Here is a 24,796-nt window from a genome sequence, read left to right as displayed (position 1 = left end):
AAATGTGATATAATTTACAGAAGGTAGTAGAGCCTTGTCTCTATTACCTTTTTCATTGAGTTATTTCATGGCTTGGATGTGATAAAAAATGATTTGTAGTATGACAGGATTTGGAAGATCGAAAGTAGAGAGTGATACTTTTCAAATTACAGTAGAAATGAAATCGGTGAACCACCGTTTTCTAGAGATGAGTATTCGACTACCGAAGCAAATGACGGTATTTGAAGACAAAATTCGTAAAATAATTGCACAGCAAGTTCGCCGTGGACGTATTGAAGTGTCTATTAGTATAGCGGGTGAAGGGCTTGTTGAAAGAAAATTAAGTGTGAATTGGTCGCTTCTTGAGCAGTACCAATCGATTATGGAAGATATAAAAGGAAAATTTCAATTACAAGATTCTATTACACTCGAGCAATTAATGGCAATGCCAGAAGTAACAGCGATTGAAGAGGTAGAAAACGTAAATGAACAATTTGAGAACAGTTTATATGAGGCTGTTCGCCAAGCTGCTCATATGTTAAAAACGATGAGAGATGGCGAAGGAGAACGATTACATAAAGATATAGCGTATCGCTTACAAGAGATTCATAATTGTGTAAATGCTATTATTCCGCATGCACCAATTGTTACACAAAAATATCGTGAACGATTAGAAAATCGCTTAAAGGAATTACATAATCAAGATCTAGATGAACAAAGATTGCTAACAGAAGTTGCAATTTTTGCTGAGCGTTGTGATATTCATGAAGAGTTAGTTCGTTTGCAAAGTCATTTAGAACAATTCCGTGAAACACTGCAGATTGAAGAGCCTGTTGGAAGGAAAATGGATTTCATCGTGCAAGAGATGCATAGAGAAATTAATACGATTGGTTCTAAGGCAAATGACTTAACAATTTCAAAATATGTTGTAGAAATGAAAAATAACCTTGAAAAAATTCGTGAACAAGTACAAAATATTGAGTAGCTTTCAAAAAATATATAAAGTTATACGTGGTGGAGAAATCGGATAGACTTACTAGGAGGCGCAAACTATGGCCATGCGGTTTTTAAATATTGGATACGGAAATATTGTATCTGCTCATCGAATTATTGCTATTGTAAGTCCGGAGTCAGCTCCTATTAAACGAACAGTACAGGAAGCACGCGAACATAATGCTTTGCTTGATGCTACGTATGGGAGAAAAACAAGGGCGGTTATTGTTATGGATGATGGGCATGTTGTATTAAGTCCAATTCAGCCAGAGACGATTGCACATCGTTTGAATAATAAAGAAGAGTTAAGTGAGGAAGGGTAGGTTTTACATATTTATGAGAAGTAGAAGAGGATTGCTCATCGTTCTTTCAGGACCTTCTGGGGTTGGTAAAGGAACGGTTCGAAAAGAGCTGTTTAGTCATGAGGATACACGTTTTCAGTACTCCATTTCAGTAACGACACGTAAGCCACGTGAAGGTGAAGTGGATGGTGTGGATTATTTCTTTAAAGAGAGAGAAGAATTTGAGGAAATGATTCGTAATGAAAAATTACTTGAGTGGGCTGAGTTCGTAGGTAATTATTACGGAACACCAATTGACTATGTTGAAAAAACATTACAAGAAGGAAAAGATGTATTCTTAGAAATTGAAGTGCAAGGAGCAATTCAAGTTAAGAAAGCTTTCCCAGAAGGTGTATTTATTTTCTTAGCACCTCCAAGTTTATCTGAACTAAAGAACCGAATTGTCGGTCGTGGTACAGAAACTGAAGATGTTATTGAAAATCGTTTAACGGTAGCGAAAGAAGAAATTGATATGATGGACGCTTACGACTACGTTGTAGAAAACGACCAAGTTGAACTAGCTTGTGAAAGAATTAAAGCAATTGTGGTTGGCGAACATTGCCGCCGCGAAAGAGTAGCAAAATATTATAAAGAAATGACGGAGGGTCTATAATTATGTTAAATCCATCAATTGATTCATTATTAACAAAAATCGATTCTAAATATACACTTGTAACAGTGGCTGCAAAACGTGCGCGCGAAATGCAACTTGCTAATAACTGTGTTGTAGAAAAACCAGTTTCTCATAAATGTGTAGGTAAAGCATTAGAAGAAATCGATATGGAAGCGTTAAGCTACGTACCAAGTGAAGATAAAGTAACTGAATAAGACTTTGTCTTCGACAATTTAAAACATAGACTTTATAATTTTCTATGTAACGGTAACAACCTATTTACAAGTAGGTTGTTATTTTTTTACGGTAGGGAAGAAATATTGATACTGATGAGCTGATAATCTTGTTTCAGTATTATAAGTTTGAAAAAGAAAGAGGACGAGCCATATGCTAAAAGGGAAAAAGATACTTTTATGTGTAACAGGAGGCATTGCGGTCTTTAAAGCGGCTGCGTTAACGAGTAAATTGACACAATCTGGTGCTATTGTAAAAGTAATGATGAGTGAGTCGGCAATGAAGTTTGTTACACCTCTTACATTCCAGGCGCTTTCTCGCCATGATGTATATACGGATACATTCGATGAGAAAGACTCAGCTGTTATTGCTCATATCGATTTAGCAGATTGGGCAGATGTTGTACTTGTTGCACCTGCTACAGCCAATTGTATTGGAAAGTTAGCTAACGGTATTGCAGATGATATGATTACAACTACTTTGTTAGCTACTACAGCCCCAGTGTGGATTGCACCTGCTATGAATGTGCATATGTATGAAAATAAAATTGTTCAAAAAAATATGATGACGTTAAAAACGTTAGGATATACATTTATTGAGCCTGGAGAAGGTTTTTTAGCGTGTGGTTATGTAGCGAAGGGAAGATTAGAAGAACCTGAAGCGATTATTGCACGGTTAGAAGAGGCTTTTTCAGAGCAAAAACCACTACAAGGAAAAAGAATATTAATAACTGCTGGCCCAACTCGTGAAAAGATTGATCCAGTCCGTTTTATGACTAATTTTTCTTCTGGAAAAATGGGATACGCGATTGCGGAAGTGGCAGCGAACTTAGGCGCTGATGTTATACTCGTTTCGGGACCGACAGCATTACATCCACCATTACATGTAACTACGGTGCAAGTGGAATCTGCACAAGATATGTTAGAGGCGGTTATTCAACATTATGAAGACGTAGATGTTGTCATTAAAACAGCAGCGGTTGCAGATTATCGTCCGAAATATGTTCATGATAATAAAATGAAAAAGAAAAATGGCGATGCTGTAATTGAACTTGAGAGAACAGTAGATATTTTAAAAACGTTAGGTGAGATGAAAGACAAACAGTTACTTATCGGTTTTGCGGCTGAAACGACAAACGTAGAGGAATATGCAACGAAAAAATTACGTGAGAAAAATGCGAATATGATTGTTGCAAACGATGTAAAGGCGCAAGGAGCTGGATTTGGTACAGATACGAACATTGTAACAATGTATAGAAAAGATGGAGAAGTTATAGAGTTGCCACTTTTAACGAAGAAAGAGGTTGCTCGTGAAATATTAAAGCAAATTGAAATAATGTTAGAAGATGATCGTCTATGAAATTTGCAAGTGTAATTGTTGATGTACCTGCACGTCAGACAGATCGACCATTTGATTATATTATTCCTGAAAAATGGGAAGATATTGTCCAGACAGGCATGCGTGTAGTAGTTCCGTTTGGCCCAAGGAAATTGCAAGGTTTTATTATTGGGATTAAAGATTCGGTTGAAGTAGAAAGTAAGAAGTTAAAGACAATTCATGAAATTTTAGATGTAACACCCGTTTTAAATGAAGAGTTGTTAAAGCTAGGGTATTGGCTTACAAGTGAAACGTTATGTTATATGATTTCAGCTTTTCAAGTTATGCTTCCAACGGCGATAAAAGCAACATATAAAAAACGTCTACAACTTCGTAAACAAGAAGAAGTAGCACCTGAACTACTGTTTTTATTTCAGGACAAAGAAGCGATAGATTGGGAAGCGATTGAGACGCAGCCACAGCTATACCGCACGATTCAACAAGAAATTAAACATGGCACGATTGAAGTCGTTTATCAAGTAAAAGATAAGGTACAAAAGAAGAAACAAAGAGTCGTTCAACCGGAGTTGCCAGAAGATAAATTAGAATTAGCAGCATTTGAACTGAAAAGTAAAAAACAACAAGATGTCCTCTATTATTTTGTGGAAAATTATAAAAGTGTACCGTTGAAAGTAATAACAGAAGAGTTACAAATAACAGATGCTCCAATTAAAGCACTTGTTAAAAAGGGACTACTCTCAGAAAAGTATGTGGAAGTGTACCGAAATCCGTATGACGATGACGATTTTGAACAAACGAAACCATTCCCACTTACTGAGGAACAAAAGCAAGTTATTACACCGATTTTATCATCAATTACAAATGAAACTTACAATCCATTTTTACTATATGGTGTTACAGGAAGCGGAAAAACAGAAGTATATTTACAATCTATAGCAGCGGTGCTCGAGAAAGGAAAAGAAGCTATTGTACTTGTTCCTGAAATTGCACTAACGCCTCAGATGGTAGATCGTTTTAAAGGTAGATTTGGCTCACAAGTTGCAGTTCTTCATAGTGCGCTGTCTGTTGGAGAAAAATATGATGAATGGCGTAAGATTTTAAGAAAAGAAGTGAAAGTCGTAGTTGGTGCACGTTCAGCTGTATTTGCTCCTTTTGAAAATTTAGGGATTATTATCATTGATGAGGAACATGAATCGAGCTACAAGCAAGAAGATAATCCGAGGTATCATGCAAGGGATGTAGCTGTGTGGAGAGGACAATATCATAAATGCCCTATCGTTCTTGGTAGTGCAACACCGACGCTTGAATCGTTTGCAAGAGCGAAAAAAGGTGTGTATGAATTACTGACGATGGAAAAACGTATGAACGAACAAGCTTTACCGGCAGTAGAGATTGTTGATATGCGTGAAGAACTTCGTGACGGGAATCGCTCCATGTTTTCAAAGGCACTGCATGAAAAAATAGCAGATCGGTTAGAAAAGAAAGAACAAATGGTGCTCTTTTTAAATAGAAGAGGTCATTCTACATTTGTTATGTGCCGTGATTGCGGGTACGTTGTACAATGTCCGCATTGTGATATCTCGCTGACATATCATAAAATGAATCATCGTTTAAAATGTCATTATTGCAGTTACGAAGAAAATATGCCGACTGCGTGTCCTGCTTGTCAAAGTACATACATTCGTTTCTTTGGTACAGGTACGCAAAAGGTAGAAGAAGAAATTACAAAACTATTTCCAGAGGCACGAGTCATTCGAATGGATGTAGATACGACGAGTCGTAAAGGGATGCATGAGAAATTATTAAAGGCGTTCGGGGAAGAAAAAGCAGATATATTACTTGGAACACAAATGATTGCAAAAGGGTTAGATTTTCCGAAAGTAACGCTTGTTGGTGTTTTAACTGCTGATACGATGCTTCATTTACCTGATTTCCGGGCGAGTGAAAAGACTTATCAGTTATTGACGCAAGTAAGTGGACGAGCAGGCCGACATGAATTGCCAGGGGAAGTTATAATTCAAACGTATACGCCAGAACATTATAGTATAGAGTTAGCAAAGAACCAACAATATGATGTGTTTTTTGATCAAGAAATGCAAATGAGGCGAACGAGACAATACCCACCTTATTACTATGTTGTACTTGTGACGGTATCTCATCCGGAATTATTAAAAGCAGTACAAGTGACGGAAAAAATTGTCGGTCATTTACGGACGCACTGTTCGCAGCAAACGATGGTGTTAGGACCGGTTGCTTCAGCAATTCCAAGGATAAAAGATAGATATCGTTATCAATGCATGATAAAATACAAACGGGAACCAAACTTAAAGAACGTGCTCAAAATGGTAAATGAACATTATCAAGCAGAAATGCAAAAAGAGCTACAAATCTCAATTGATTTTAATCCAACAATGTTAATGTAGCGGAGGGAAATATGGCAGTTTTAGAAATAGTAAAGCATCCAAATGAAGTGTTAGAAACACCGTGTGAAAGAGTAATTAACTTTGATAAAAAGTTAGTGAAATTGTTGAAAGATATGCATGAAACAATGTTAATTGCGGACGGAGTCGGTTTAGCTGCGCCTCAAGTAGGGGTAAGCTTGCAAGTGGCGGTAGTTGATATCGGTGATGATACTGGGAAAATTGAGTTAATCAATCCATCGATATTAGAAAAACGTGGTGAACAAGTAGGTCCCGAAGGCTGTTTAAGCTTCCCGGGACTTTATGGTGAAGTGGAACGTGCGGATTATATTAAAGTGCGTGCGCAAAATCGTCGAGGCAAAGTATTTTTACTAGAAGCAGAAGGGTTTTTAGCGCGTGCAATTCAACATGAAATCGATCATTTACACGGTGTGTTATTTACATCGAAAGTGACAAGATATTATGAGGAAAATGAATTAGAATAGGTATTAAAAGGAGCGGTTTTTAAATGATAAAAGTAGTATTTATGGGAACACCGGACTTTTCAGTGCCGGTGCTTCGTCGTCTTATTGAAGATGGCTATGATGTAATAGGTGTTGTTACGCAACCAGATCGTCCGGTAGGCAGAAAAAAAGTATTAACACCTACACCTGTTAAAGTGGAAGCAGAAAAGCATGGTATTCCGGTGTTACAGCCGTTAAGAATTCGTGAAAAAGACGAATATGAAAAAGTATTGGCATTAGAGCCAGATTTAATTGTAACAGCTGCGTTCGGTCAAATTGTACCAAATGAAATTTTAGAAGCGCCGAAGTATGGATGTATTAACGTCCACGCTTCTTTACTTCCTGAACTTCGTGGCGGTGCACCAATCCATTATGCAATTATGGAAGGGAAAGAAAAAACAGGTATTACAATTATGTATATGGTAGAAAAATTGGATGCTGGTGATATTTTAACGCAAGTAGAAGTGGAAATTGAAGAGCGTGAAACGACAGGTTCGTTATTTGATAAGTTAAGTGAAGCAGGGGCACATCTTCTATCTAAAACAGTACCTTTACTAATTCAAGGTAAGTTAGAACCAATTAAACAAAACGAGGAAGAAGTAACGTTTGCATATAATATAAAACGTGAGCAAGAGAAAATTGATTGGACAAAAACAGGTGAAGAAGTATACAATCACATTCGCGGATTGAATCCATGGCCAGTTGCTTATACAACTTTAGCAGGACAAGTTGTTAAAGTATGGTGGGGAGAAAAAGTCCCTGTAACGAAATCAGCTGAAGCAGGTACGATTGTTGCGATCGAAGAAGATGGTTTCGTTGTAGCAACTGGTAATGAAACGGGTGTTAAAATTACAGAATTGCAACCTTCTGGTAAAAAGCGTATGAGCTGTTCACAATTTTTACGTGGAACAAAACCTGAAATTGGAACAAAGTTAGGAGAAAATGCATGAGACAAAATGTTCGTGAATTAGCTCTTGATGGTTTAATTCAAGTAGAAAAAAGTGGTGCATACAGTAACTTACTTTTAAATAATCTAATTGAAAAAAGTACAATTGATAGAAAAGATATTGGTTTATTAACTGAGATTGTATATGGAACAATCCAACGTCGTGATACATTAGATTATTATTTACAGCCTTTTTTAAAAAAGAAAGTTGAAGCGTGGGTAAGAGTATTACTTCGCTTATCTTTATATCAAATGATTTATTTAGACCGAGTGCCTGAAAGAGCGGCTATTCATGAAGCCGTTGAGATTGCAAAGCGTCGCGGGCATAAAGGAATTGCTGGTATGGTGAACGGTGTATTACGTTCGATTCAAAGAGAAGGTGTACCTTCTGTAGATGAAATCAAAGATCCAGTAGAACGTTTGGCAATTGCAACAAGTCATCCAATTTGGCTTGTCCAAGAGTGGACTTCAGAATATGGTTTAGAAACTGCTGAGAAAATGTGTGAAGTGAACATGTTACCGCCTGTACCAACAGCACGTGTAAATGTTGATAAAATAACAGTAGAAGAAGCAATTGCATTATTAGCTAGTGAAGGTATAGAAGCGAAGCGTGGCGATTTATCAGATGATGCAATTCAAATTGAAAAAGGGAATGTAGCGCACACAGATGCGTTTAAAAAAGGTTTTCTTTCTATTCAAGATGAAAGTTCTATGCTGGTAGCACGTGCCTTAGAACCAGATGAGGGAGATGTAGTTCTTGATAGTTGTGCTGCTCCAGGTGGAAAAACAACACATATCGCAGAGCGATTAAAAGGAACTGGTCAAGTCATGTCCCTTGATTTACATGCACACAAAGTACGTTTAATTAAACAACAAGCAGAGCGACTTGGTCTAGGAAATGTCGAAACAAAGGCATTAGATGCTAGAAAAGTGCAAGAACATTTTGCAAATGAAACGTTTGATAAAATATTAGTAGATGCCCCATGTTCTGGATTTGGTGTAATTAGACGTAAGCCTGATATTAAGTTAGGTAAAGATAAAGGCGATAGTGAAAGATTATCGACGATCCAACTTGCAATACTAGAAAAAATCGCACCGTTATTAAAACAAGGTGGTCGCCTTGTTTATAGTACGTGCACAATTGAAAAAATAGAAAATGAACAAGTAATAGAACGATTTTTACAAGAGCATCCTGAGTTTGAGTGGGATACTACGATAAAAGAGCGTATGCCAGAAAAGTTAAGTCCGTATATTGATGAAGGTCAAGTACAAATTTTACCGCATTATTTTGCAACAGATGGCTTTTATATTGCTTGTTTAAGGAAGAAGGTGTAGCATCGTGGAAACGACTGTGAGAAAACAAAAGAAAAATTTAGAAACGAAAAAACCATCAATTTACTCTTTACAACTTCATGAAATGCAAGATTGGTTAAAGGAGCAAGGAGAACCAAAGTTCCGTGCTGGACAAATTTTTGATTGGTTATATAAAAAACGTGTAAAAAATTATGAGGATATGTCAAACCTTTCTAAAGGATTGCGTGAAAAATTGTCGAATTCCTTTGATATTACTACTTTAAATACGTTAGTAAAACAAACGTCTTCGGATGGAACAATTAAATTCTTATTCCAATTATACGATGGATATTCTATTGAAACGGTATTAATGCGACATGAATATGGAAATTCCATTTGTGTAACAACGCAAGTAGGTTGTCGTATTGGATGTACGTTCTGTGCTTCAACGCTTGGCGGTTTAAAGCGAAACTTAGAAGCTGGAGAAATTGTAGCGCAAGTAGTAGAAGTGCAACGTGCACTTGATGAATCAGAAGAACGTGTAAGTTCTCTTGTCGTTATGGGAATTGGAGAACCATTTGATAACTACGATAATTTAATGGGATTCTTACGCATCATTAACCATGAAAAAGGACTTCATATTGGTGCGAGACATATGACAGTTTCGACAAGTGGAATTATCCCGAAAATTTATAAGTTCGCTGAAGAAGACTTACAAATTAATTTTGCGATTTCACTGCATGCTCCAAACTCAGAATTACGTTCAAAATTAATGCCGATTAACCGTGCTTATAAGCTACCAGATTTGATGGAAGCTATTAAATACTATGTAAATAGAACAGGGCGTCGTATTACTTTTGAATATGGACTATTTGGAGGAGAAAATGACCAAGTTGAGCACGCTGAAGAACTTGCTGCGCTCTTAAAAGGTGTAAAATGTCATGTGAACTTAATTCCGGTAAACTACGTACCTGAACGTGATTATGTACGTACGCCACGTGAACAAATTTTCTTGTTTGAAAAAACGTTAAAAGATCGTGGAGTAAATGTAACGATTCGCCGTGAACAAGGTCATGATATTGATGCAGCCTGCGGTCAGTTGCGTGCGAAGGAGCGCAAAGAAGAGACGAGGTGACGAGATGAAAGCCGTGTTTCTATCAGATAAAGGAAAAGTTCGTCAACATAATGAAGATAGTGCAGGAGTTTTTCATAATTTAGATGGAAATATTTTAGCGGTAGTAGCAGATGGAATGGGAGGTCATCGAGCTGGTGATGTAGCTAGCTCGATGACCATTCAATTATTCCATGATTATTGGAAGCAAACGCATAATATGAATGAGCCAAAAAAAGTAGAAGAGTGGTTACATACTAGTGTTGGGATTATTAATGAGCGTATATATGAGTACTCTAAGCAACATGTAGAATGTAATGGCATGGGAACAACACTTATAATAGCAATTTGTACGCCGAGCTTTGTGACAATAGGTCATATAGGGGATAGTCGTTGTTATATGGTATCAGAGGGAGAAATCTCGCTTGTAACGGAAGATCACTCACTTGTAAATGAACTTGTGAGACATGGTGAAATTTCAAAAGAAGACGCAGAATATCACCCGAAAAAGAATGTTTTATTAAGGGCATTAGGAACAGAAGAGAAAGTCGGATTAGATGTTAAAACGTTGGTGCTAGAGGAAGATGATCAGTTACTTCTTTGCTCTGATGGATTATCTAACAAAGTTTCTATTGCTGATATGCAACAAATTTTACAGTTAAATGAACAGCTAGAAACTAAGGGGCAACGTCTCATTCAATTGGCGAATGATCGTGGTGGGGAAGATAATATTACCCTTGTTCTGATTGATTATGCGGGTTCGACAAACGAAAGTAGGTGAAGTGCAACGTGCTGATTGGAAAACGCTTAAATGACCGTTATAAGCTGCTGAAAATGATTGGTGGCGGTGGAATGGCCAATGTATATTTAGCTCATGATGATATACTGGGCCGGGATGTAGCGGTAAAAATATTACGACTCGACTATTCAAATAACGAAGAGTTTATTAAACGTTTCCATCGAGAAGCGCAGTCTGTTACAACGTTGTCGCATCCAAATATTGTGAATATGTATGATGTCGGAGAAGAAGATGGTATATATTATCTTGTAATGGAGTATGTACCAGGACAAACATTGAAGCAATACATAATTGAGCGAGGAATGTTATCGATAGGAGAAGCTCTTGATATTATGGAGCAGTTAACATCCGCCATGGCACACGCCCATCATTTTGAAATTGTGCATCGTGATATTAAACCGCACAATATTTTAATTCGAGCTGATGGAGTAATAAAAGTAACAGATTTTGGAATTGCGACAGCTACAAGTGCAACAACAATTACACATACAAATTCAGTACTCGGTTCGGTGCATTACTTATCACCAGAACAAGCACGTGGCGGGATAGCAAATAAACAATCAGATATTTATTCCCTAGGGATTGTTATGTTTGAGTTGTTAACAGGAAGACAACCGTTTTCTGGTGAATCTGCTGTTGCTATAGCTTTAAAACATTTACAAAGTGAAATTCCGTCTCCAAAAAGATGGAATGAAAATATTCCGCAAAGTGTCGAAAATATTATATTAAAGGCAACTGCGAAAGATCCGTTTCATCGATATCAATCTGCCAATGCGATGAAACGAGATATTGAAACGGCGCTATATCCAGAGAGGATAAATGAGCAGCCATTTTACATACCGGAAGATATGGAAGCGACAAAAGCGATTCCGATTATTCAACAAGAACAATTATTTGAAAACGTTACTGATGAAACAATTGTTTTAAAAGGAAGTAAAGTGGATGAACAGACAAGAAAAGAAGAAACGGATTTAAATAAGAAGAAAAAACGAAGTAATAAATGGCTCAAAATTTTAATTACAATATTTTTACTTTTAGCAATCGGAATAACGTTAGCGCTTACTGTTATTCCAGGATTCTTTATTCCAAAAGATGTAAAAGTCCCTGATGTGTCTGGTATGAAATATACGACAGCAGTAAATACATTAGTTGAAAAAGGTTTTGAGGTTACGGAACCTAATATTGTATATACAGATGATGTTGAAACTGGTGATGTCATAAAAACAGACCCTGTGGCAGGAAGAGTCGTGAAAGAAAACTCTAAAATTACTATCTATCAATCAGGTGGAAAAAAGAAAAGTAAGATGAGTGATCTTACAGGGAAAGATTTTGAGAGCATAAGGTCTGAATTAGAAGAAAAATATAAACAAGTTACAATAAATTATATTGAAAATGATAGACCAAAAGGTGAAATCGTTGAGCAAATTCCGACGCCAGATCAAATGGTAGTAGAGGCGGAACAAGACCTGAAAATTTGGGTAAGTAAAGGTCCTTATCAAATTAGACCAGGTGACTTTTCAGGATGGACTGAAAATAGTGTCAATGGTTATTTGAATGAGAGGAAACTAACTCCAGATATAAAACGAGAGTATTCCGATACTGTTGATAAAGGACTTGTAATTTCGCAATCTCCAAAACCAGGAACGCCGTTAAAAGAAGGAGATAAAGTGACGATTGTTATTTCAGATGGTCCTAAGCCGAAAGTAACGAAAACAGTGAAAGTGGATAATATTTCTATTCCGTATGAGTCTTCTATAATAGGTGAGAAAAAACCGCAAACGATAGAAATTTATAAAGAAGATATGCAACAAAAAATGGATAGACCAATTGAAACTAGAACAATTTCAGAGTCGGCAACTATTTCATTAGAATTTGTAATTCAAGAAGGTACAAAAGGACACTATAAAATTGTACGAGATGGTGTAACGATTATTGACAAAGAAGTACCATATCCAACTCAATAATAATGAATTCCATTTTCTTTCTAGAGGGAATGGAATGTATTACTCCTGCCTGTTATGCTGTCTACATATAGTGGACCGTATAACAGGCAAAAATATATGGTTCAAAAAGCTATAAAAGTGATACTGTTATAAATAATATTTTAAATTTAATGGTAGATTAAACGTATTAACTTGTATATATGACGGGTTTTGAAATCTTTATTTAAAGAATGATAATCCATTCAATAGGAATTACAGCTTCACTTTATACAGAATAAAGGAGAATTATATGCCAGAAGGAAAAATTGTAAAAGCTCTAAGTGGATTTTATTATGTGCAGCATGAAGAAGGGATTACACAATGTCGCGGGCGTGGTGTGTTTAGAAAAAATAAAATTACACCATTGGTAGGAGACCAAGTTGTTTTTCAGGCTGATAATCCAAGTGAAGGATACGTGCTTGAAGTATTTGATCGAAAAAATGAACTTGTTAGGCCTCCTATTGCTAATGTTGATCAAGCGATACTCGTATTTTCTGCAGTAGAACCAGATTTTAATCCGGGACTGTTAGATCGATTTTTAGTGCTGATTGAATATCATAACATTAAGCCGATTATTTGCATTAGTAAGATGGATTTAGTGGATGAAAAAATGAGAGAGACTGTTGAATCTTATGCAAATGACTATCGTGAGATGGGATATGATGTATTATTTACTTCTATAAATACATCGGAAAGTATTGACATTTTAAAACCATTCTTAGAAGGTTGTGTTTCCGTCGTTGCGGGGCAATCTGGTGTTGGAAAATCTTCTATGCTTAACGTCTTACGTCCAGAATTAGAACTGAAAACGAATGATATTTCCTCACATTTAGGACGCGGGAAACATACGACAAGACACGTAGAATTAATTGCGATTGGAAGCGGACTAGTTGCAGATACACCTGGTTTTAGTTCACTCGATTTCATAGATATAGAGGTAGAAGATCTTACATATTGTTTTCCAGAGTTGAAAGAAGCGAGCCAATACTGTAAATTTAGAGGGTGTACACATCTTTCTGAACCGAAATGCGCTGTGAAGGCTGCGGTTGAAGAGGGGAAGATTACAGAATATCGTTATAAGAATTACAAACAATTTGTAGAAGAAATTAGAGAGAGAAAGCCGAGGTATTAGTTATGATTAAAATTGCACCATCGATCTTATCAGCAGATTTTTCAAAATTAGGGGAAGAGATTAAAGATGTAGAAAAAGGCGGGGCGGATTACATTCACGTCGATGTAATGGATGGACATTTCGTACCAAATATTACGATTGGACCATTAATTGTAGAAGCAATTCGTCCGATCACATCGTTACCGTTAGATGTACATTTAATGATTGAAAATCCTGATAACTATATCCCGACTTTCGCAAAAGCGGGAGCGGATATTATTACTGTTCATGTAGAGGCGTGCCCTCATTTGCATCGTACAATTCAGTTAATTAAATCTCATGGCATTAAAGCAGGAGTTGTATTAAATCCGCATACGCCAGTTTCAGTGATTGAGCATGTATTAGAAGATATTGATATGGTATTACTTATGACAGTAAACCCTGGATTTGGTGGGCAGAAATTTATCCATTCTGTATTACCGAAAATTAAACAAGTTGCAGAAATGGTTAAAGAGCGCAATCTAGAAGTAGAAATTGAAGTTGATGGTGGTGTAAACGCTGAAACAGCAAGACTTTGTGTAGAAGCAGGAGCAAATGTACTTGTAGCTGGGTCAGCAGTATACAATCAAAAAGACCGCGGTGAAGCAATTCGTGTCATTCGTGGATAATGAATGAACGAGTCTTTATCCCAGTGAATCTTCTAGTGTAGTAAGTTTTCACTATTTATAAAGGGTAGAGAAAAAATATATAAAAAGGCAATCTACCGAATGGCAGATTGCCTTTTTACAATAGAAGGGGAAGGAAACATGATTATTCATATTTTAGCGGGAGGACCCGCGGAATATTGTGCAGATTTTTCTTCATATGAAAATGAGAAAGTAGTGTGGGCGGCAGTTGATAGAGGAGTATATCGTTTATTAAAAAGAGGTATTACTCCTGCTGTTGCGTTTGGAGATTATGACTCGGTTACGGAAGAAGAATTAGCATGGATGGGGCAACAAACAAATGATTTACATATTGTTCCTCGTGAAAAAGATCAAACTGATTTAGAAATTGCGATTAACTGGGCGTTAGAACAAAAGCCGGCACTCATTCGTATTTTTGGTGCTACTGGCGGAAGACTTGATCACGGTTTAGCGAATATACAAATGCTTTTAAAAGGATTAGAAGTAGGAATAGAGATGTGTATTGTAGACAATCAAAATGAAATAAGTGTAAAAAGAGTAGGTACACATATAATTGAAGAAAATAAAAATTTCCCTTATGTATCTTTTGTGCCTGTTACTGAAATAGTGGAAGGGATTACATTACTTGGTTTTAAATATCCTCTAACGAATAAAAAAATAGAGTGGGGATCCACACTTTGTATTAGTAATGAACTCGTTGAGGAAAAAGGTACTTTTTCATTTACTTCTGGCATATTAATGGTGATAAGAAGCACTGATTAAAGAAACAATTTTGCTCCTTACATCATATAGTGACCAAGTGGAGTAATGGGGATTAGGAGGGAAACCATGAGATTTTATACAATTAAGTTACCTAAATTTCTTGGTGGAATTGTTCGTGCCATGTTAAATACCTTCAAAAAAGATTAAAAAAAGCACCTATTACCGGTGCTTTTTCCATTGGTATAGTAAAAAAAGAGCCTAGCGGCTCTTTTTTTTATTATTAAACACGTTCGATTTTGCCAGATTTTAATGCTCTAGCAGAAACGTAAACACGTTGAACTTTTCCGTCGATGCGTACGCGAACTTTTTGAAGGTTAGCGCCCCACTTACGTTTTGTAGCGTTCATTGCGTGAGAACGAGAGTTACCAGAACGAGCTTTTCTTCCAGTAATAGCACAAACACGAGCCATTTATATTTCCCTCCCTTGATACCTTACCATACGTAATTTTTCAATGTTAGTCTTTTATGCGATGCTAAAAACACTACTATAATTTAACACAACTAAAAAGAGAATGCAACACTGTAGAAAAAAGAAATCAAGAAAAATTACTTGACACTATATGTCAATGAAGAAAAGTTGAAATCAAGAAAAATTGCTTGACATATTATAGTGATACATGTTGTATAATAACAATGGACTATTTTGCTCATCATAAAAAAGTGTAGTTTTCAACATAAAATATGAGAGTGAAAAAGAAAGAACGATGGAATTTTCTTTAAAAAGATTATATGATAGTAACTAAAGTAGTCTAACTCACTTTCACCATTTATGAAGGGGGAAAACGAGATGTCAATTGAAATTAAAACGAAGTACGGTCAAATTGATATTAGTACAGATGTAATTGCAACAATTGCTGGAGGTGCCGCGGTAGATTGCTACGGTATCGTAGGTATGGCATCAAAAAATCAGTTAAAAGATGGATTAACAGACATTTTACGAAAAGAAAATTTCACTAGAGGTGTTATTGTTCGTAAAGATGAAGATGAAGTACATATTGATATGTATATTATTGTGAGCTATGGTACGAAAATTTCAGAAGTAGCACATAACGTGCAGACGAAAGTGAAATATACATTAGATCAAACTGTAGGACTAGCAGTAGATTCTGTAAACATCTACGTACAAGGAGTTAAAGTAATAAACTTGTAATGTGCATTAAGGAGGAAAATCTGTGTCAATTCAAAAAATTGATGGAAAACGTTTATCACAAATGATCATTCAAGGAGCGAATAATTTAACGAATAATGTTCAGCTTGTTGATGCATTAAACGTATTTCCAGTTCCAGATGGCGATACCGGTACAAACATGAACTTATCTATGACTTCAGGCGCACGTGAAGTGAAAGCAAATCCTTCACAACATGCTGGTAAAGTCGGCGTAAGTTTAGCCAAAGGATTATTAATGGGAGCTCGTGGTAACTCTGGAGTTATTTTATCTCAGTTGTTCCGTGGTTTCTCGAAATCCATTGAACAAAAAGAAGAATTAACAACAGTTGATTTTGCTGCAGCTTTAGAAGCTGGAGTAGAGGCGGCTTACAAAGCGGTTATGAAACCGATTGAAGGAACGATTTTAACGGTTGCAAGAGAAACGGGTAAATATGCAGTAACAGTTGCGAAAAAACAGCGCGACTTTGTTTTGTTTATGGAAGACGTTGTGAAAGAAGCAAATGCATCGTTAAATCGTACGCCAGATTTATTACCTGTATTAAAACAAGTTGGCGTTGTAGATAGCGGTGGTAAAGGTCTTGTAGTAGTTTACGAAGGGTTTTTAGCTGACTTAAAAGGAGAAACGATTTCTTCTGATGCACCTGCCCAACCATCTATGAATGAAATGGTGCGCGCAGAACATCACCGTAGTGTACAAAGCCAATTGAGTACAGAAGATATTAAGTATGGATATTGTACGGAGTTCATGGTGAAATTAGAAGCTGATAAAGTGAAAGAACATAATTTCTCTGAACAAAAATTCCGTGAAGATATTAGTGTGTATGGTGATTCACTACTAGTTGTATCTGATGATGAAATTGTAAAAGTTCATATTCATGCAGAACATCCTGGAGACGCTATGAACTACGGACAACGTTACGGTAGTTTAATCAAGATTAAAGTAGAGAATATGCGTGAACAGCATACCGCTTTATTAGATGAGCCTGCTATGATGCCTGAGCCAACTAGCCAGCCTAAAGAGAAACAACCGTACGGTATCGTAACTGTAGCTATGGGATCTGGTATTAAAACTTTATTTGAAAGCATTGGCGCGACGAAAGTTATCGAAGGTGGCCAAACGATGAATCCAAGTACTGAGGATATCGTGAAGGCGATTGAAGAAGCAAACGCTGAAAAAATCATTATTTTACCGAACAACGGGAATATCGTAATGGCAGCAGAACAAGCAGCGTCAGTTGTGGATCAAGAAGTGATTGTAGTTCGTTCAAAAACAGTTCCTCAAGGTATGGCTGCAATGTTAGCATTTAATCCAGTTGGAACGCTAGAGGAAAATGAAGAAAACATGAAAGAAGCTTTATCTCATGTGAAAACAGGTCAAATTACGTATGCTGTACGTGATACGGAAATTGATGGTGTGGCAATTCAAAAAGATGATTTCATGTGTATCGCAGATGGAAAAATCGTATCAACAAATGCTGAAAAAGTAGGGGCTGCGAAGCAATTACTAGAAGCACTAATTGATGAAGATTCTGAAATCGTAACGATTCTACAAGGTGAAGATGCAACTGATGAAGAGGTAGCTGAATTAGTTGAATTTGTAGAAGAGAATTTTGAAGATGCAGAAGTAGAAGTACATGCTGGAAACCAACCGGTGTATTCTTTCATCTTCTCTGTAGAATAAGAAAAAATTCGTTTTGAAAATAAATGGATTACTTACTTGCTAATGGATAATAAGTAGTAATATGAAGTTTATTACTAGTTTTTATTCAAAAGGCTAGCATATTGAAGATAAAAAAGAGCCTTGCTGCTAATAGTGAGGCTCTTTTCTTTCGTGTTGTTTATGAGGGATTTGAGTAGTTTCTCTTAGAATGCCTATGATAGAATATATAGGGTGAAAGAGAGCGATTACAGATGTCAATCATGTTAATGGATAATGAATCAAAAAATAATGTGACGGAGCGTGAGAACCTTGAATGAAGTTGTACAAGTTCCTGTTACGGATGTAAAGGGAATCGGAGGAGAAACATCTGAATTACTACACGAGATGGGAATTTATACAGTTTCTCATCTATTAGAACATTTTCCGTACCGTTATGAAGACTATGCGATGAAAGATCTTGCTGAAGTAAAGCATGATGAACGTGTAACAGTAGAGGGAAAAGTTCATAGTGCTCCTTTACTGCAATATTATGGGAAGAAGAAGTCGCGTCTTACGGTTCGTGTCCTCGTAGGTCGTTATTTAATTACAGCTGTATGTTTTAATAGGCCGTACTATAAGCAGAAGTTAAATTTAGATGAAACGGTAACGATTACTGGTAAATGGGATCAGCATCGTCAAACGATTGCGGTATCAGAACTTCATTTTGGACCGGTTGTACGTCAACAAGAAGTAGAGCCTGTGTACTCAGTGAAAGGGAAACTTACAGTAAAACAGATGCGCCGTTTTATTGCACAAGCGTTAAAAGAGTATGGAGATTCTATAGTTGAAGTGTTACCTGATGGATTGCTAAGTCGATATAAATTATTGCCGCGTTATGAAGCGCTTCGGGCGTTGCATTTTCCAACAGGTCAGGAAGATTTGAAGCAAGCGCGTCGCCGTTTTGTATATGAGGAGTTTTTCTTATTTCAGTTAAAAATGCAAACGTTACGAAAAATGGAGAGGGAAAATTCGAAAGGGACGAAAAAAGAAATTCCTTCAGAAGAATTGCAAGAGTTTATCGATGCACTTCCGTTTCCATTAACTGGTGCGCAACGCCGAGTTGTAGATGAAATTATGAAAGATATGACATCTCCTTATCGAATGAATCGTCTGTTGCAAGGTGATGTAGGTTCTGGTAAAACGGTGGTCGCTGCAATTGGTCTTTATGCAGCGAAATTAGCGCATTATCAAGGTGCTTTAATGGTTCCAACAGAAATTTTAGCAGAACAACATTATCAATCGCTCGCAGAGACGTTCTCGCACTTTGGTATGAAGGTTGAATTGTTAACAAGTTCAGTTAAAGGTGTGAAACGCCGAGAGATTTTGGCAAAATTAGAACAAGGAGAAATAGATATCCTTGTTGGAACGCATGCTTTAATTCAAGATGAAGTTATTTTTCATAGGTTAGGTCTCGTGATTACTGATGAACAACATCGATTTGGTGTAGCGCAGCGACGAGTTTTACGTGAGAAAGGTGAAAGTCCAGATGTATTATTTATGACAGCAACACCAATTCCACGTACGTTAGCAATTACTGCATTTGGAGAGATGGATGTTTCTATAATCGATGAGATGCCGGCTGGTAGAAAGGTAATTGAAACATACTGGGCAAAACATGACATGTTAGATCGTGTTCTCGGTTTTGTAGAGAAAGAGATAAAAAAAGGAAGACAAGCATATGTTATTTGTCCTCTAATTGAAGAATCTGAGAAACTTGATGTACAAAATGCAATCGACTTACATAGTATGCTGACTCATCATTATCAGGGGAAATGTCAAGTCGGATTAATGCATGGAAGATTATCATCTCAAGAAAAAGAAGAGATAATGGGGCAATTTAGTGAAAATAAAGTGCAAATTCTTGTGTCGACAACAGTTGTTGAGGTGGGTGTGAACGTACCGAATGCGACTGTAATGGTTATTTATGATGCAGAGCGTTTCGGTTTATCACAGCTTCATCAGCTAAGAGGCCGTGTTGGGCGTGGTAGTGAACAATCGTATTGTTTATTAATCGCGGATCCAAAATCGGAAACGGGAAAAGAACGAATGCGTATTATGACCGAAACGAATGATGGATTTGTATTGTCAGAAAAAGATTTAGAATTACGAGGTCCTGGAGATTTCTTTGGGAGTAAGCAAAGTGGTTTACCAGAATTCAAGGTTGCTGATATGGTACATGATTATCGGGCGCTAGAAACAGCTAGACAAGATGCGGCGTTACTAGTAGATTCAGAAGCGTTTTGGCATAATGATCAATATGCGTCGTTGCGTACGTATCTTGACGGGACAGGTGTGTTCCAGGGAGAGAAGCTCGATTAAAGGGAGGCAACAAAAGTTTTTGTTGCATTCTACTTTTAATGATTATATACTACTGTTAGTACCTAGTCATAAAAATGGATGGTGCGGTATGAAAAAAAGAAGAAGTAAAAAAGAAAGACAAGAATTATTACAACAAACGATAGAAACGAATCCTTTTATTACGGATGAAGATTTAGCAGAAAAATTTCAAGTGAGTATACAAACTGTACGTCTTGATCGTATGGAATTATCTATTCCTGAATTAAGAGAAAGAATTAAACATGTAGCTACAAAGCAACATGAAGAAGATGTGAAATCTTTACCGTTAGAAGAGGTTGTCGGAGAAATTATTGATATAGAATTAGATAGACATGCGATTTCTATTTTTGAAGTGAAGGTAGAACACGTATTTAAAAGAAATCAAATTGCCCGTGGGCATCATTTGTTTGCACAAGCAAACTCACTAGCTGTTGCGGTTATTGATGAAGAATTAGCTTTAACTGCAAAGTCTACCATTCGATACATTCGTCCTGTAAAATTAGGAGAGCGTGTTGTTGCAAAAGCGCGCGTGGAAGATGTAGAGAATGATAAAGGGCGGACGGTTGTCAAAGTGCGTAGCTTCGTTGGAGAAGAACTTGTTTTTACAGGCACTTTTGAAATGTATCGATCTAGTAATTATAGTGAGGAAGGTAACAACTTATGAAAATCGCAATAGATGCAATGGGCGGCGATCATGCTCCAAAGGCTGTCGTACTAGGAGCAATGAAAGCTATTAAGGAATATTCTGATTTACATATTACGTTAGTGGGGAAAGAAGAGGAAATTCGTCAATACTTAACGAGTGAAGAACGAATTACTATACTTCATACAGACGAAAAAATCGAATCGACAGATGAACCAGTAAGAGCGGTTCGTCGAAAAAAACAAGCTTCAATGGTACTTGCGGCGCAGCAAGTGAAAGACGGTGTAGCGGATGCTTGTATATCAGCTGGTAGTACAGGAGCTTTAATGGCGGCTGGATTGTTTGTTGTAGGTCGTATGGAAGGAATTGAGCGACCAGCTTTATCCCCTACAATGCCAACTGTTGATGGAGAAGGTTTTGTTATGTTAGATGTTGGAGCGAACGTTGATGCAAAACCAATTCATTTATATCAATATGCAGTAATGGGATCTGTATACGCTGAGAAAGTAAGAGGAATTAAAAATCCTCGCGTTGGACTTTTAAACGTTGGAACAGAAGATGGTAAAGGTAACGAGCTTTCAAAACAAGTCTTTGCAATGCTTAAAGATGCGCCAATTAATTTTGTTGGGAACGTTGAATCAAGAGATTTATTGCAAGGTGTAGCAGATGTTGTTGTATGTGACGGTTTTACAGGGAATGTAGCACTGAAATCATTAGAAGGAACAGCACTTGCATTATTCTCTATGTTAAAAGAGCAGTTAATGAGTTCGTTTACGAGCAAATTAGCAGCGGCGGTATTAAAACCAAAACTTATGGTATTAAAAGATAAAATGGATTATTCGGAGTATGGAGGAGCCGCGTTATTTGGATTGAAAGCTCCTGTCATTAAGGCTCACGGTTCTTCCAATGACCAATCAATATTTAGTGCGATTCGTCAAACGAGAGAAATGGTAGCGAAAGAAGTTATTCCTACTATTTCAAGCGTAATGGAGAAAGAGCCACTCCAATAAGAGGAGGATTTGAAATGGGAAAACTAGCATTTCTTTTTCCGGGCCAAGGTTCACAGGCAGTTGGAATGGGTAAACAGTTAGCAGAGAATAATAAAGAGGTTGCAAATGTATTTGCAAAAGCAGATGAGGTGTTGCAAGACTCACTTTCAGAAGTGATTTTTGAAGGGCCGCAGGAAAAGCTTACGTTAACAACAAATGCGCAACCTGCTTTATTAACAACGAGTTTTGCTATTTTGACAGCTTTAAAAGAGTATGATATTACACCAGACTTTGTCGCAGGGCATAGTTTAGGTGAGTATAGCGCTCTTGTAGCAGCAGGTGCATTAACTTTTGAGGATGCAGTATATGCTGTAAGGAAACGTGGGGAATATATGGAAGAAGCTGTTCCTGGCGGAGAAGGTGCAATGGCGGCTATTTTAGGTGCTGATCCACATATGCTGAAACAAGTTACAGAAGAAGTAACAAGTGAAGGGTATGCAGTACAAATTGCTAATATGAATAGTACGAAGCAAATTGTGATTTCTGGAACAAAGCAAGGAGTCGAGATTGCTTCTCAAAGAGCGAAAGAACATGGTGCAAAGAGAGCAATTCCGCTTAAAGTAAGTGGACCGTTCCACTCTGCGCTTATGAAGCCAGCGGCGGAGAAATTCCAAAGTGTCTTAAATGAAATTACAATTCAAGATACGAATATTCCGGTAATCGCAAATGTAACAGCAGACGTTATTACAAGTGGTGCACATATTCAAGAAAAGCTAATCGAGCAGCTCTATTCGCCTGTCTTATGGTATCCATCCATTGAATATATGGTGAGTCAAGGGGTAGATACATTTATTGAGATTGGACCTGGGAAAGTACTTGCTGGACTTATGAAGTCAATTGATTCATCAGTGAAAGCATACGCGATATACGATGAAGAGACATTACAAGATACCATTTCGAATTTGAGAGGAGAAAACTGATGTTAAAAGGGAAAGTAGCATTAGTAACGGGTGCTTCACGTGGAATTGGTCGCGCAATTGCGATTGATTTAGCAAAACAAGGGGCAAATGTTGTAGTAAATTATGCTGGTAACGAGCAAAAGGCAAATGAAGTAGTTGATGAAATAAAGAAATTAGGTTCGGATGCAATTGCAGTAAGAGCAGATGTTGCAAATGCTGAAGACGTTACAAATATGGTGAAACAAACTGTAGATGTATTTGGACAAGTTGATATTCTTGTAAATAATGCAGGTGTAACAAAAGATAATTTATTAATGCGTATGAAAGAAGAAGAATGGGATACAGTTATTAATACAAACCTAAAAGGTGTATTTTTATGTACAAAGGCAGTATCTCGATATATGATGCGTCAACGTCATGGACGTATTGTAAATATCGCTTCTGTTGTCGGAGTAACGGGAAACCCAGGACAAGCAAACTATGTTGCTGCTAAAGCAGGTGTAATCGGATTAACAAAAACATCAGCAAAAGAGTTAGCAAGCCGCAATATTACTGTAAATGCAATTGCTCCTGGATTTATTGCGACAGATATGACAGACGTATTAGATGAAAATATAAAAGCTGAAATGTTAAAATTAATTCCTGCAGCTCAGTTTGGTGAAGCGCAAGATATCGCAAATGCTGTAACGTTTTTTGCTTCTGATCAAAGCAAATATATTACAGGTCAAACGTTAAATGTTGATGGCGGTATGGTAATGTAATAAAAGAATCGATTTCAGCTAGTTTTTTTGGACAATATTTAATATAATATTTGAGGGGAGGTGAATGGAATGGCAGATGTTTTAGAGCGTGTAACAAAAATTATCGTTGATCGTTTAGGAGTAGAAGAAACAGAAGTAGTACCAGCTGCAAGCTTCAAGGAAGATTTAGGAGCAGACTCCCTAGATGTAGTAGAACTTGTAATGCAATTAGAAGACGAATTCGAAATGGAAATTTCTGATGAAGATGCTGAAAAGATTGCTACTGTTGGCGATGCTGTGACTTACATAGAGAGTCATCTATAATGCTTGAATGAAGTCCCGTTTTTTAGCGGGGCTTCTCGGCTTATATCTGGAGGGACCTATGCCGTACCGTAAATATAGAGAAAAAAAATACGAAACAAAATATCGTGAAGCGTTTAAAGTATTTCAAGAAAAAATAGGTATTACGTTTACAGATGAAAAATTATTGATTCAAGCATTTACGCATTCATCGTATGTGAATGAGCATCGAAAAAAACCGCATGAAGACAATGAGCGTCTCGAATTTCTTGGAGATGCAGTATTGGAACTTACTGTATCGCAGTATCTGTTTCAAAAATATCCGACAATGAGCGAAGGAGAGTTAACAAAACTACGTGCAGCTATTGTATGTGAACCATCTCTTGTTCGTTTTGCAAACGAGTTGTCATTTGGTAGCCTAGTTTTATTAGGAAAAGGTGAGGAAATGACAGGCGGACGTGAACGACCAGCTTTATTAGCGGATGTCTTTGAAGCGTTTATTGGTGCCCTTTATCTTGATCAAGGGTTAGAAACAGTATGGGGCTTCTTAAAAGAAATTGTATACCCTAAAATTAATGAAGGTGCTTTTTCTCATGTGATGGATTATAAGAGTCAATTACAAGAGTTGATTCAGCGTGATGGTAGTGGCAATATTGAGTATCAAATTTTGCAAGAAAAAGGACCGGCTCACAATCGAGAATTTGTGTCACGTGTTACGTTAAATAACGTGGCCTTAGGTCTTGGTAGTGGCAAGTCGAAAAAAGAAGCAGAGCAACAAGCTGCTGCAGAAGCGTTGAAAAAGTTAAAAGAACAACTATAAGGAATCCCCCTTTGAATGAGGGGGATTCCT

The 24,796-nt window shown here is 37.1% G+C and carries 26 protein-coding genes; 25 read left to right on the top strand and 1 reads right to left on the bottom strand.

From position 1 onward, the window contains the following. Positions 1-88 precede the first annotated feature (88 nt). The 16 genes from PDQ40_RS10180 (at position 89) to spoVM (ending at position 15,258) form a co-directional block, all read left to right on the top strand. Positions 89-964 (top strand): YicC/YloC family endoribonuclease, encoded by an 876-nt coding sequence (locus tag PDQ40_RS10180; protein WP_000564125.1) that lies wholly within the window; start codon positions 89-91, stop codon positions 962-964. A 67-nt stretch (positions 965-1,031) separates the two neighbouring features. After that, positions 1,032-1,295, top strand: coding sequence for an extracellular matrix/biofilm regulator RemA (remA, locus tag PDQ40_RS10175; RefSeq protein ID WP_001251458.1), 264 nt, complete (start codon positions 1,032-1,034; stop codon positions 1,293-1,295). 13 nt (positions 1,296-1,308) lie between these two features. Next, positions 1,309-1,926 carry a guanylate kinase gene (gmk, locus tag PDQ40_RS10170; RefSeq protein WP_001257738.1) on the top strand — a complete coding sequence of 206 codons (618 nt, stop codon included), beginning with the start codon at positions 1,309-1,311 and terminating at the stop codon, positions 1,924-1,926. Between the two features lie 2 nt (positions 1,927-1,928). Next, entirely contained in the window at positions 1,929-2,141 is a 213-nt protein-coding gene (gene rpoZ, locus PDQ40_RS10165; protein ID WP_000933970.1) for a DNA-directed RNA polymerase subunit omega, read from the top strand. A gap of 172 nt (positions 2,142-2,313) precedes the next feature. Then, positions 2,314-3,519, top strand: a complete 1,206-nt coding sequence (coaBC, locus tag PDQ40_RS10160) for a bifunctional phosphopantothenoylcysteine decarboxylase/phosphopantothenate--cysteine ligase CoaBC (protein ID WP_000911757.1) — start codon at positions 2,314-2,316, stop codon at positions 3,517-3,519. Then, positions 3,516-5,921, top strand: coding sequence for a primosomal protein N' (gene priA, locus PDQ40_RS10155; protein ID WP_000666699.1), 2,406 nt, complete (start codon positions 3,516-3,518; stop codon positions 5,919-5,921). The genes coaBC and priA overlap by 4 nt, the downstream gene beginning before the upstream one ends. A gap of 11 nt (positions 5,922-5,932) precedes the next feature. Beyond that, on the top strand, positions 5,933-6,403 hold the full coding sequence (gene def / locus PDQ40_RS10150; protein WP_000279468.1) for a peptide deformylase: 471 nt from the start codon (positions 5,933-5,935) through the stop codon (positions 6,401-6,403). 23 nt (positions 6,404-6,426) lie between these two features. Further along, the gene (gene fmt, locus PDQ40_RS10145) at positions 6,427-7,371 is read left to right on the top strand and encodes a methionyl-tRNA formyltransferase (protein WP_000598790.1); all 945 of its coding nucleotides are present in this window, start codon (positions 6,427-6,429) and stop codon (positions 7,369-7,371) included. Then, complete coding sequence (gene rsmB / locus PDQ40_RS10140) at positions 7,368-8,702, top strand: 16S rRNA (cytosine(967)-C(5))-methyltransferase RsmB (RefSeq protein ID WP_001249672.1); 1,335 nt, start codon at positions 7,368-7,370, stop codon at positions 8,700-8,702. The genes fmt and rsmB overlap by 4 nt, the downstream gene beginning before the upstream one ends. Before the next feature lie 4 nt (positions 8,703-8,706). Then, the gene (gene rlmN / locus PDQ40_RS10135) at positions 8,707-9,795 is read left to right on the top strand and encodes a 23S rRNA (adenine(2503)-C(2))-methyltransferase RlmN (protein WP_000450543.1); all 1,089 of its coding nucleotides are present in this window, start codon (positions 8,707-8,709) and stop codon (positions 9,793-9,795) included. Positions 9,796-9,799: 4 nt separating this feature from the next. Beyond that, on the top strand, positions 9,800-10,552 hold the full coding sequence (locus tag PDQ40_RS10130; protein WP_000648697.1) for a Stp1/IreP family PP2C-type Ser/Thr phosphatase: 753 nt from the start codon (positions 9,800-9,802) through the stop codon (positions 10,550-10,552). An 8-nt stretch (positions 10,553-10,560) separates the two neighbouring features. Continuing rightward, positions 10,561-12,534 (top strand): serine/threonine protein kinase PrkC, encoded by a 1,974-nt coding sequence (prkC, locus tag PDQ40_RS10125; protein WP_000904769.1) that lies wholly within the window; start codon positions 10,561-10,563, stop codon positions 12,532-12,534. A gap of 268 nt (positions 12,535-12,802) precedes the next feature. Continuing rightward, on the top strand, positions 12,803-13,684 hold the full coding sequence (gene rsgA / locus PDQ40_RS10120; RefSeq protein WP_001113936.1) for a ribosome small subunit-dependent GTPase A: 882 nt from the start codon (positions 12,803-12,805) through the stop codon (positions 13,682-13,684). 2 nt (positions 13,685-13,686) lie between these two features. Further along, positions 13,687-14,331: a ribulose-phosphate 3-epimerase gene (gene rpe / locus PDQ40_RS10115; RefSeq protein WP_000589966.1), complete on the top strand. Its 645-nt coding sequence runs from the start codon at positions 13,687-13,689 to the stop codon at positions 14,329-14,331. A 99-nt stretch (positions 14,332-14,430) separates the two neighbouring features. Next, complete coding sequence (locus tag PDQ40_RS10110) at positions 14,431-15,111, top strand: thiamine diphosphokinase (protein WP_001998094.1); 681 nt, start codon at positions 14,431-14,433, stop codon at positions 15,109-15,111. 66 nt (positions 15,112-15,177) lie between these two features. Beyond that, positions 15,178-15,258 (top strand): stage V sporulation protein SpoVM, encoded by an 81-nt coding sequence (gene spoVM / locus PDQ40_RS10105; protein WP_001213599.1) that lies wholly within the window; start codon positions 15,178-15,180, stop codon positions 15,256-15,258. A gap of 73 nt (positions 15,259-15,331) precedes the next feature. On the opposite strand, the gene rpmB is transcribed toward spoVM, so the two are convergent. Continuing rightward, the gene (rpmB, locus tag PDQ40_RS10100) at positions 15,332-15,520 is read right to left on the bottom strand and encodes a 50S ribosomal protein L28 (protein ID WP_000124776.1); all 189 of its coding nucleotides are present in this window, start codon (positions 15,518-15,520) and stop codon (positions 15,332-15,334) included. Between the two features lie 378 nt (positions 15,521-15,898). Here rpmB and PDQ40_RS10095 point away from each other — a divergent pair, with 378 nt between their 5' ends. From PDQ40_RS10095 to rncS, 9 genes are all read left to right on the top strand, one after another. Next, positions 15,899-16,261, top strand: a complete 363-nt coding sequence (locus PDQ40_RS10095) for an Asp23/Gls24 family envelope stress response protein (protein WP_000021109.1) — start codon at positions 15,899-15,901, stop codon at positions 16,259-16,261. Between the two features lie 22 nt (positions 16,262-16,283). Further along, positions 16,284-17,960 (top strand): DAK2 domain-containing protein, encoded by a 1,677-nt coding sequence (locus tag PDQ40_RS10090; RefSeq protein ID WP_000027110.1) that lies wholly within the window; start codon positions 16,284-16,286, stop codon positions 17,958-17,960. A 288-nt stretch (positions 17,961-18,248) separates the two neighbouring features. Then, positions 18,249-20,297 carry an ATP-dependent DNA helicase RecG gene (gene recG, locus PDQ40_RS10085; protein WP_001006882.1) on the top strand — a complete coding sequence of 683 codons (2,049 nt, stop codon included), beginning with the start codon at positions 18,249-18,251 and terminating at the stop codon, positions 20,295-20,297. Positions 20,298-20,385: 88 nt separating this feature from the next. Then, complete coding sequence (gene fapR / locus PDQ40_RS10080; protein ID WP_000747352.1) at positions 20,386-20,979, top strand: transcription factor FapR; 594 nt, start codon at positions 20,386-20,388, stop codon at positions 20,977-20,979. Beyond that, positions 20,976-21,968 (top strand): phosphate acyltransferase PlsX, encoded by a 993-nt coding sequence (gene plsX, locus PDQ40_RS10075; protein WP_000684108.1) that lies wholly within the window; start codon positions 20,976-20,978, stop codon positions 21,966-21,968. Before fapR ends, plsX begins: the two co-directional genes overlap by 4 nt. A gap of 14 nt (positions 21,969-21,982) precedes the next feature. Then, complete coding sequence (gene fabD / locus PDQ40_RS10070; RefSeq protein WP_000516951.1) at positions 21,983-22,927, top strand: ACP S-malonyltransferase; 945 nt, start codon at positions 21,983-21,985, stop codon at positions 22,925-22,927. Beyond that, complete coding sequence (fabG, locus tag PDQ40_RS10065; protein ID WP_000911784.1) at positions 22,927-23,667, top strand: 3-oxoacyl-[acyl-carrier-protein] reductase; 741 nt, start codon at positions 22,927-22,929, stop codon at positions 23,665-23,667. Before fabD ends, fabG begins: the two co-directional genes overlap by 1 nt. 69 nt (positions 23,668-23,736) lie before the next feature. Further along, complete coding sequence (gene acpP / locus PDQ40_RS10060) at positions 23,737-23,970, top strand: acyl carrier protein (protein ID WP_000786062.1); 234 nt, start codon at positions 23,737-23,739, stop codon at positions 23,968-23,970. 58 nt (positions 23,971-24,028) lie between these two features. After that, positions 24,029-24,766, top strand: a complete 738-nt coding sequence (gene rncS / locus PDQ40_RS10055; RefSeq protein WP_001146876.1) for a ribonuclease III — start codon at positions 24,029-24,031, stop codon at positions 24,764-24,766. The last annotated feature ends 30 nt before the right edge of the window (positions 24,767-24,796 follow it).

This window comes from Bacillus cereus group sp. Bc061 (genome assembly GCF_027715825.1).
Lineage (GTDB): Bacteria > Bacillota > Bacilli > Bacillales > Bacillaceae_G > Bacillus_A > Bacillus_A paranthracis.
The sequence above is the reverse complement of the archived record's forward strand: the minus strand, read 5'-3'. Positions and strand labels throughout refer to the sequence as shown.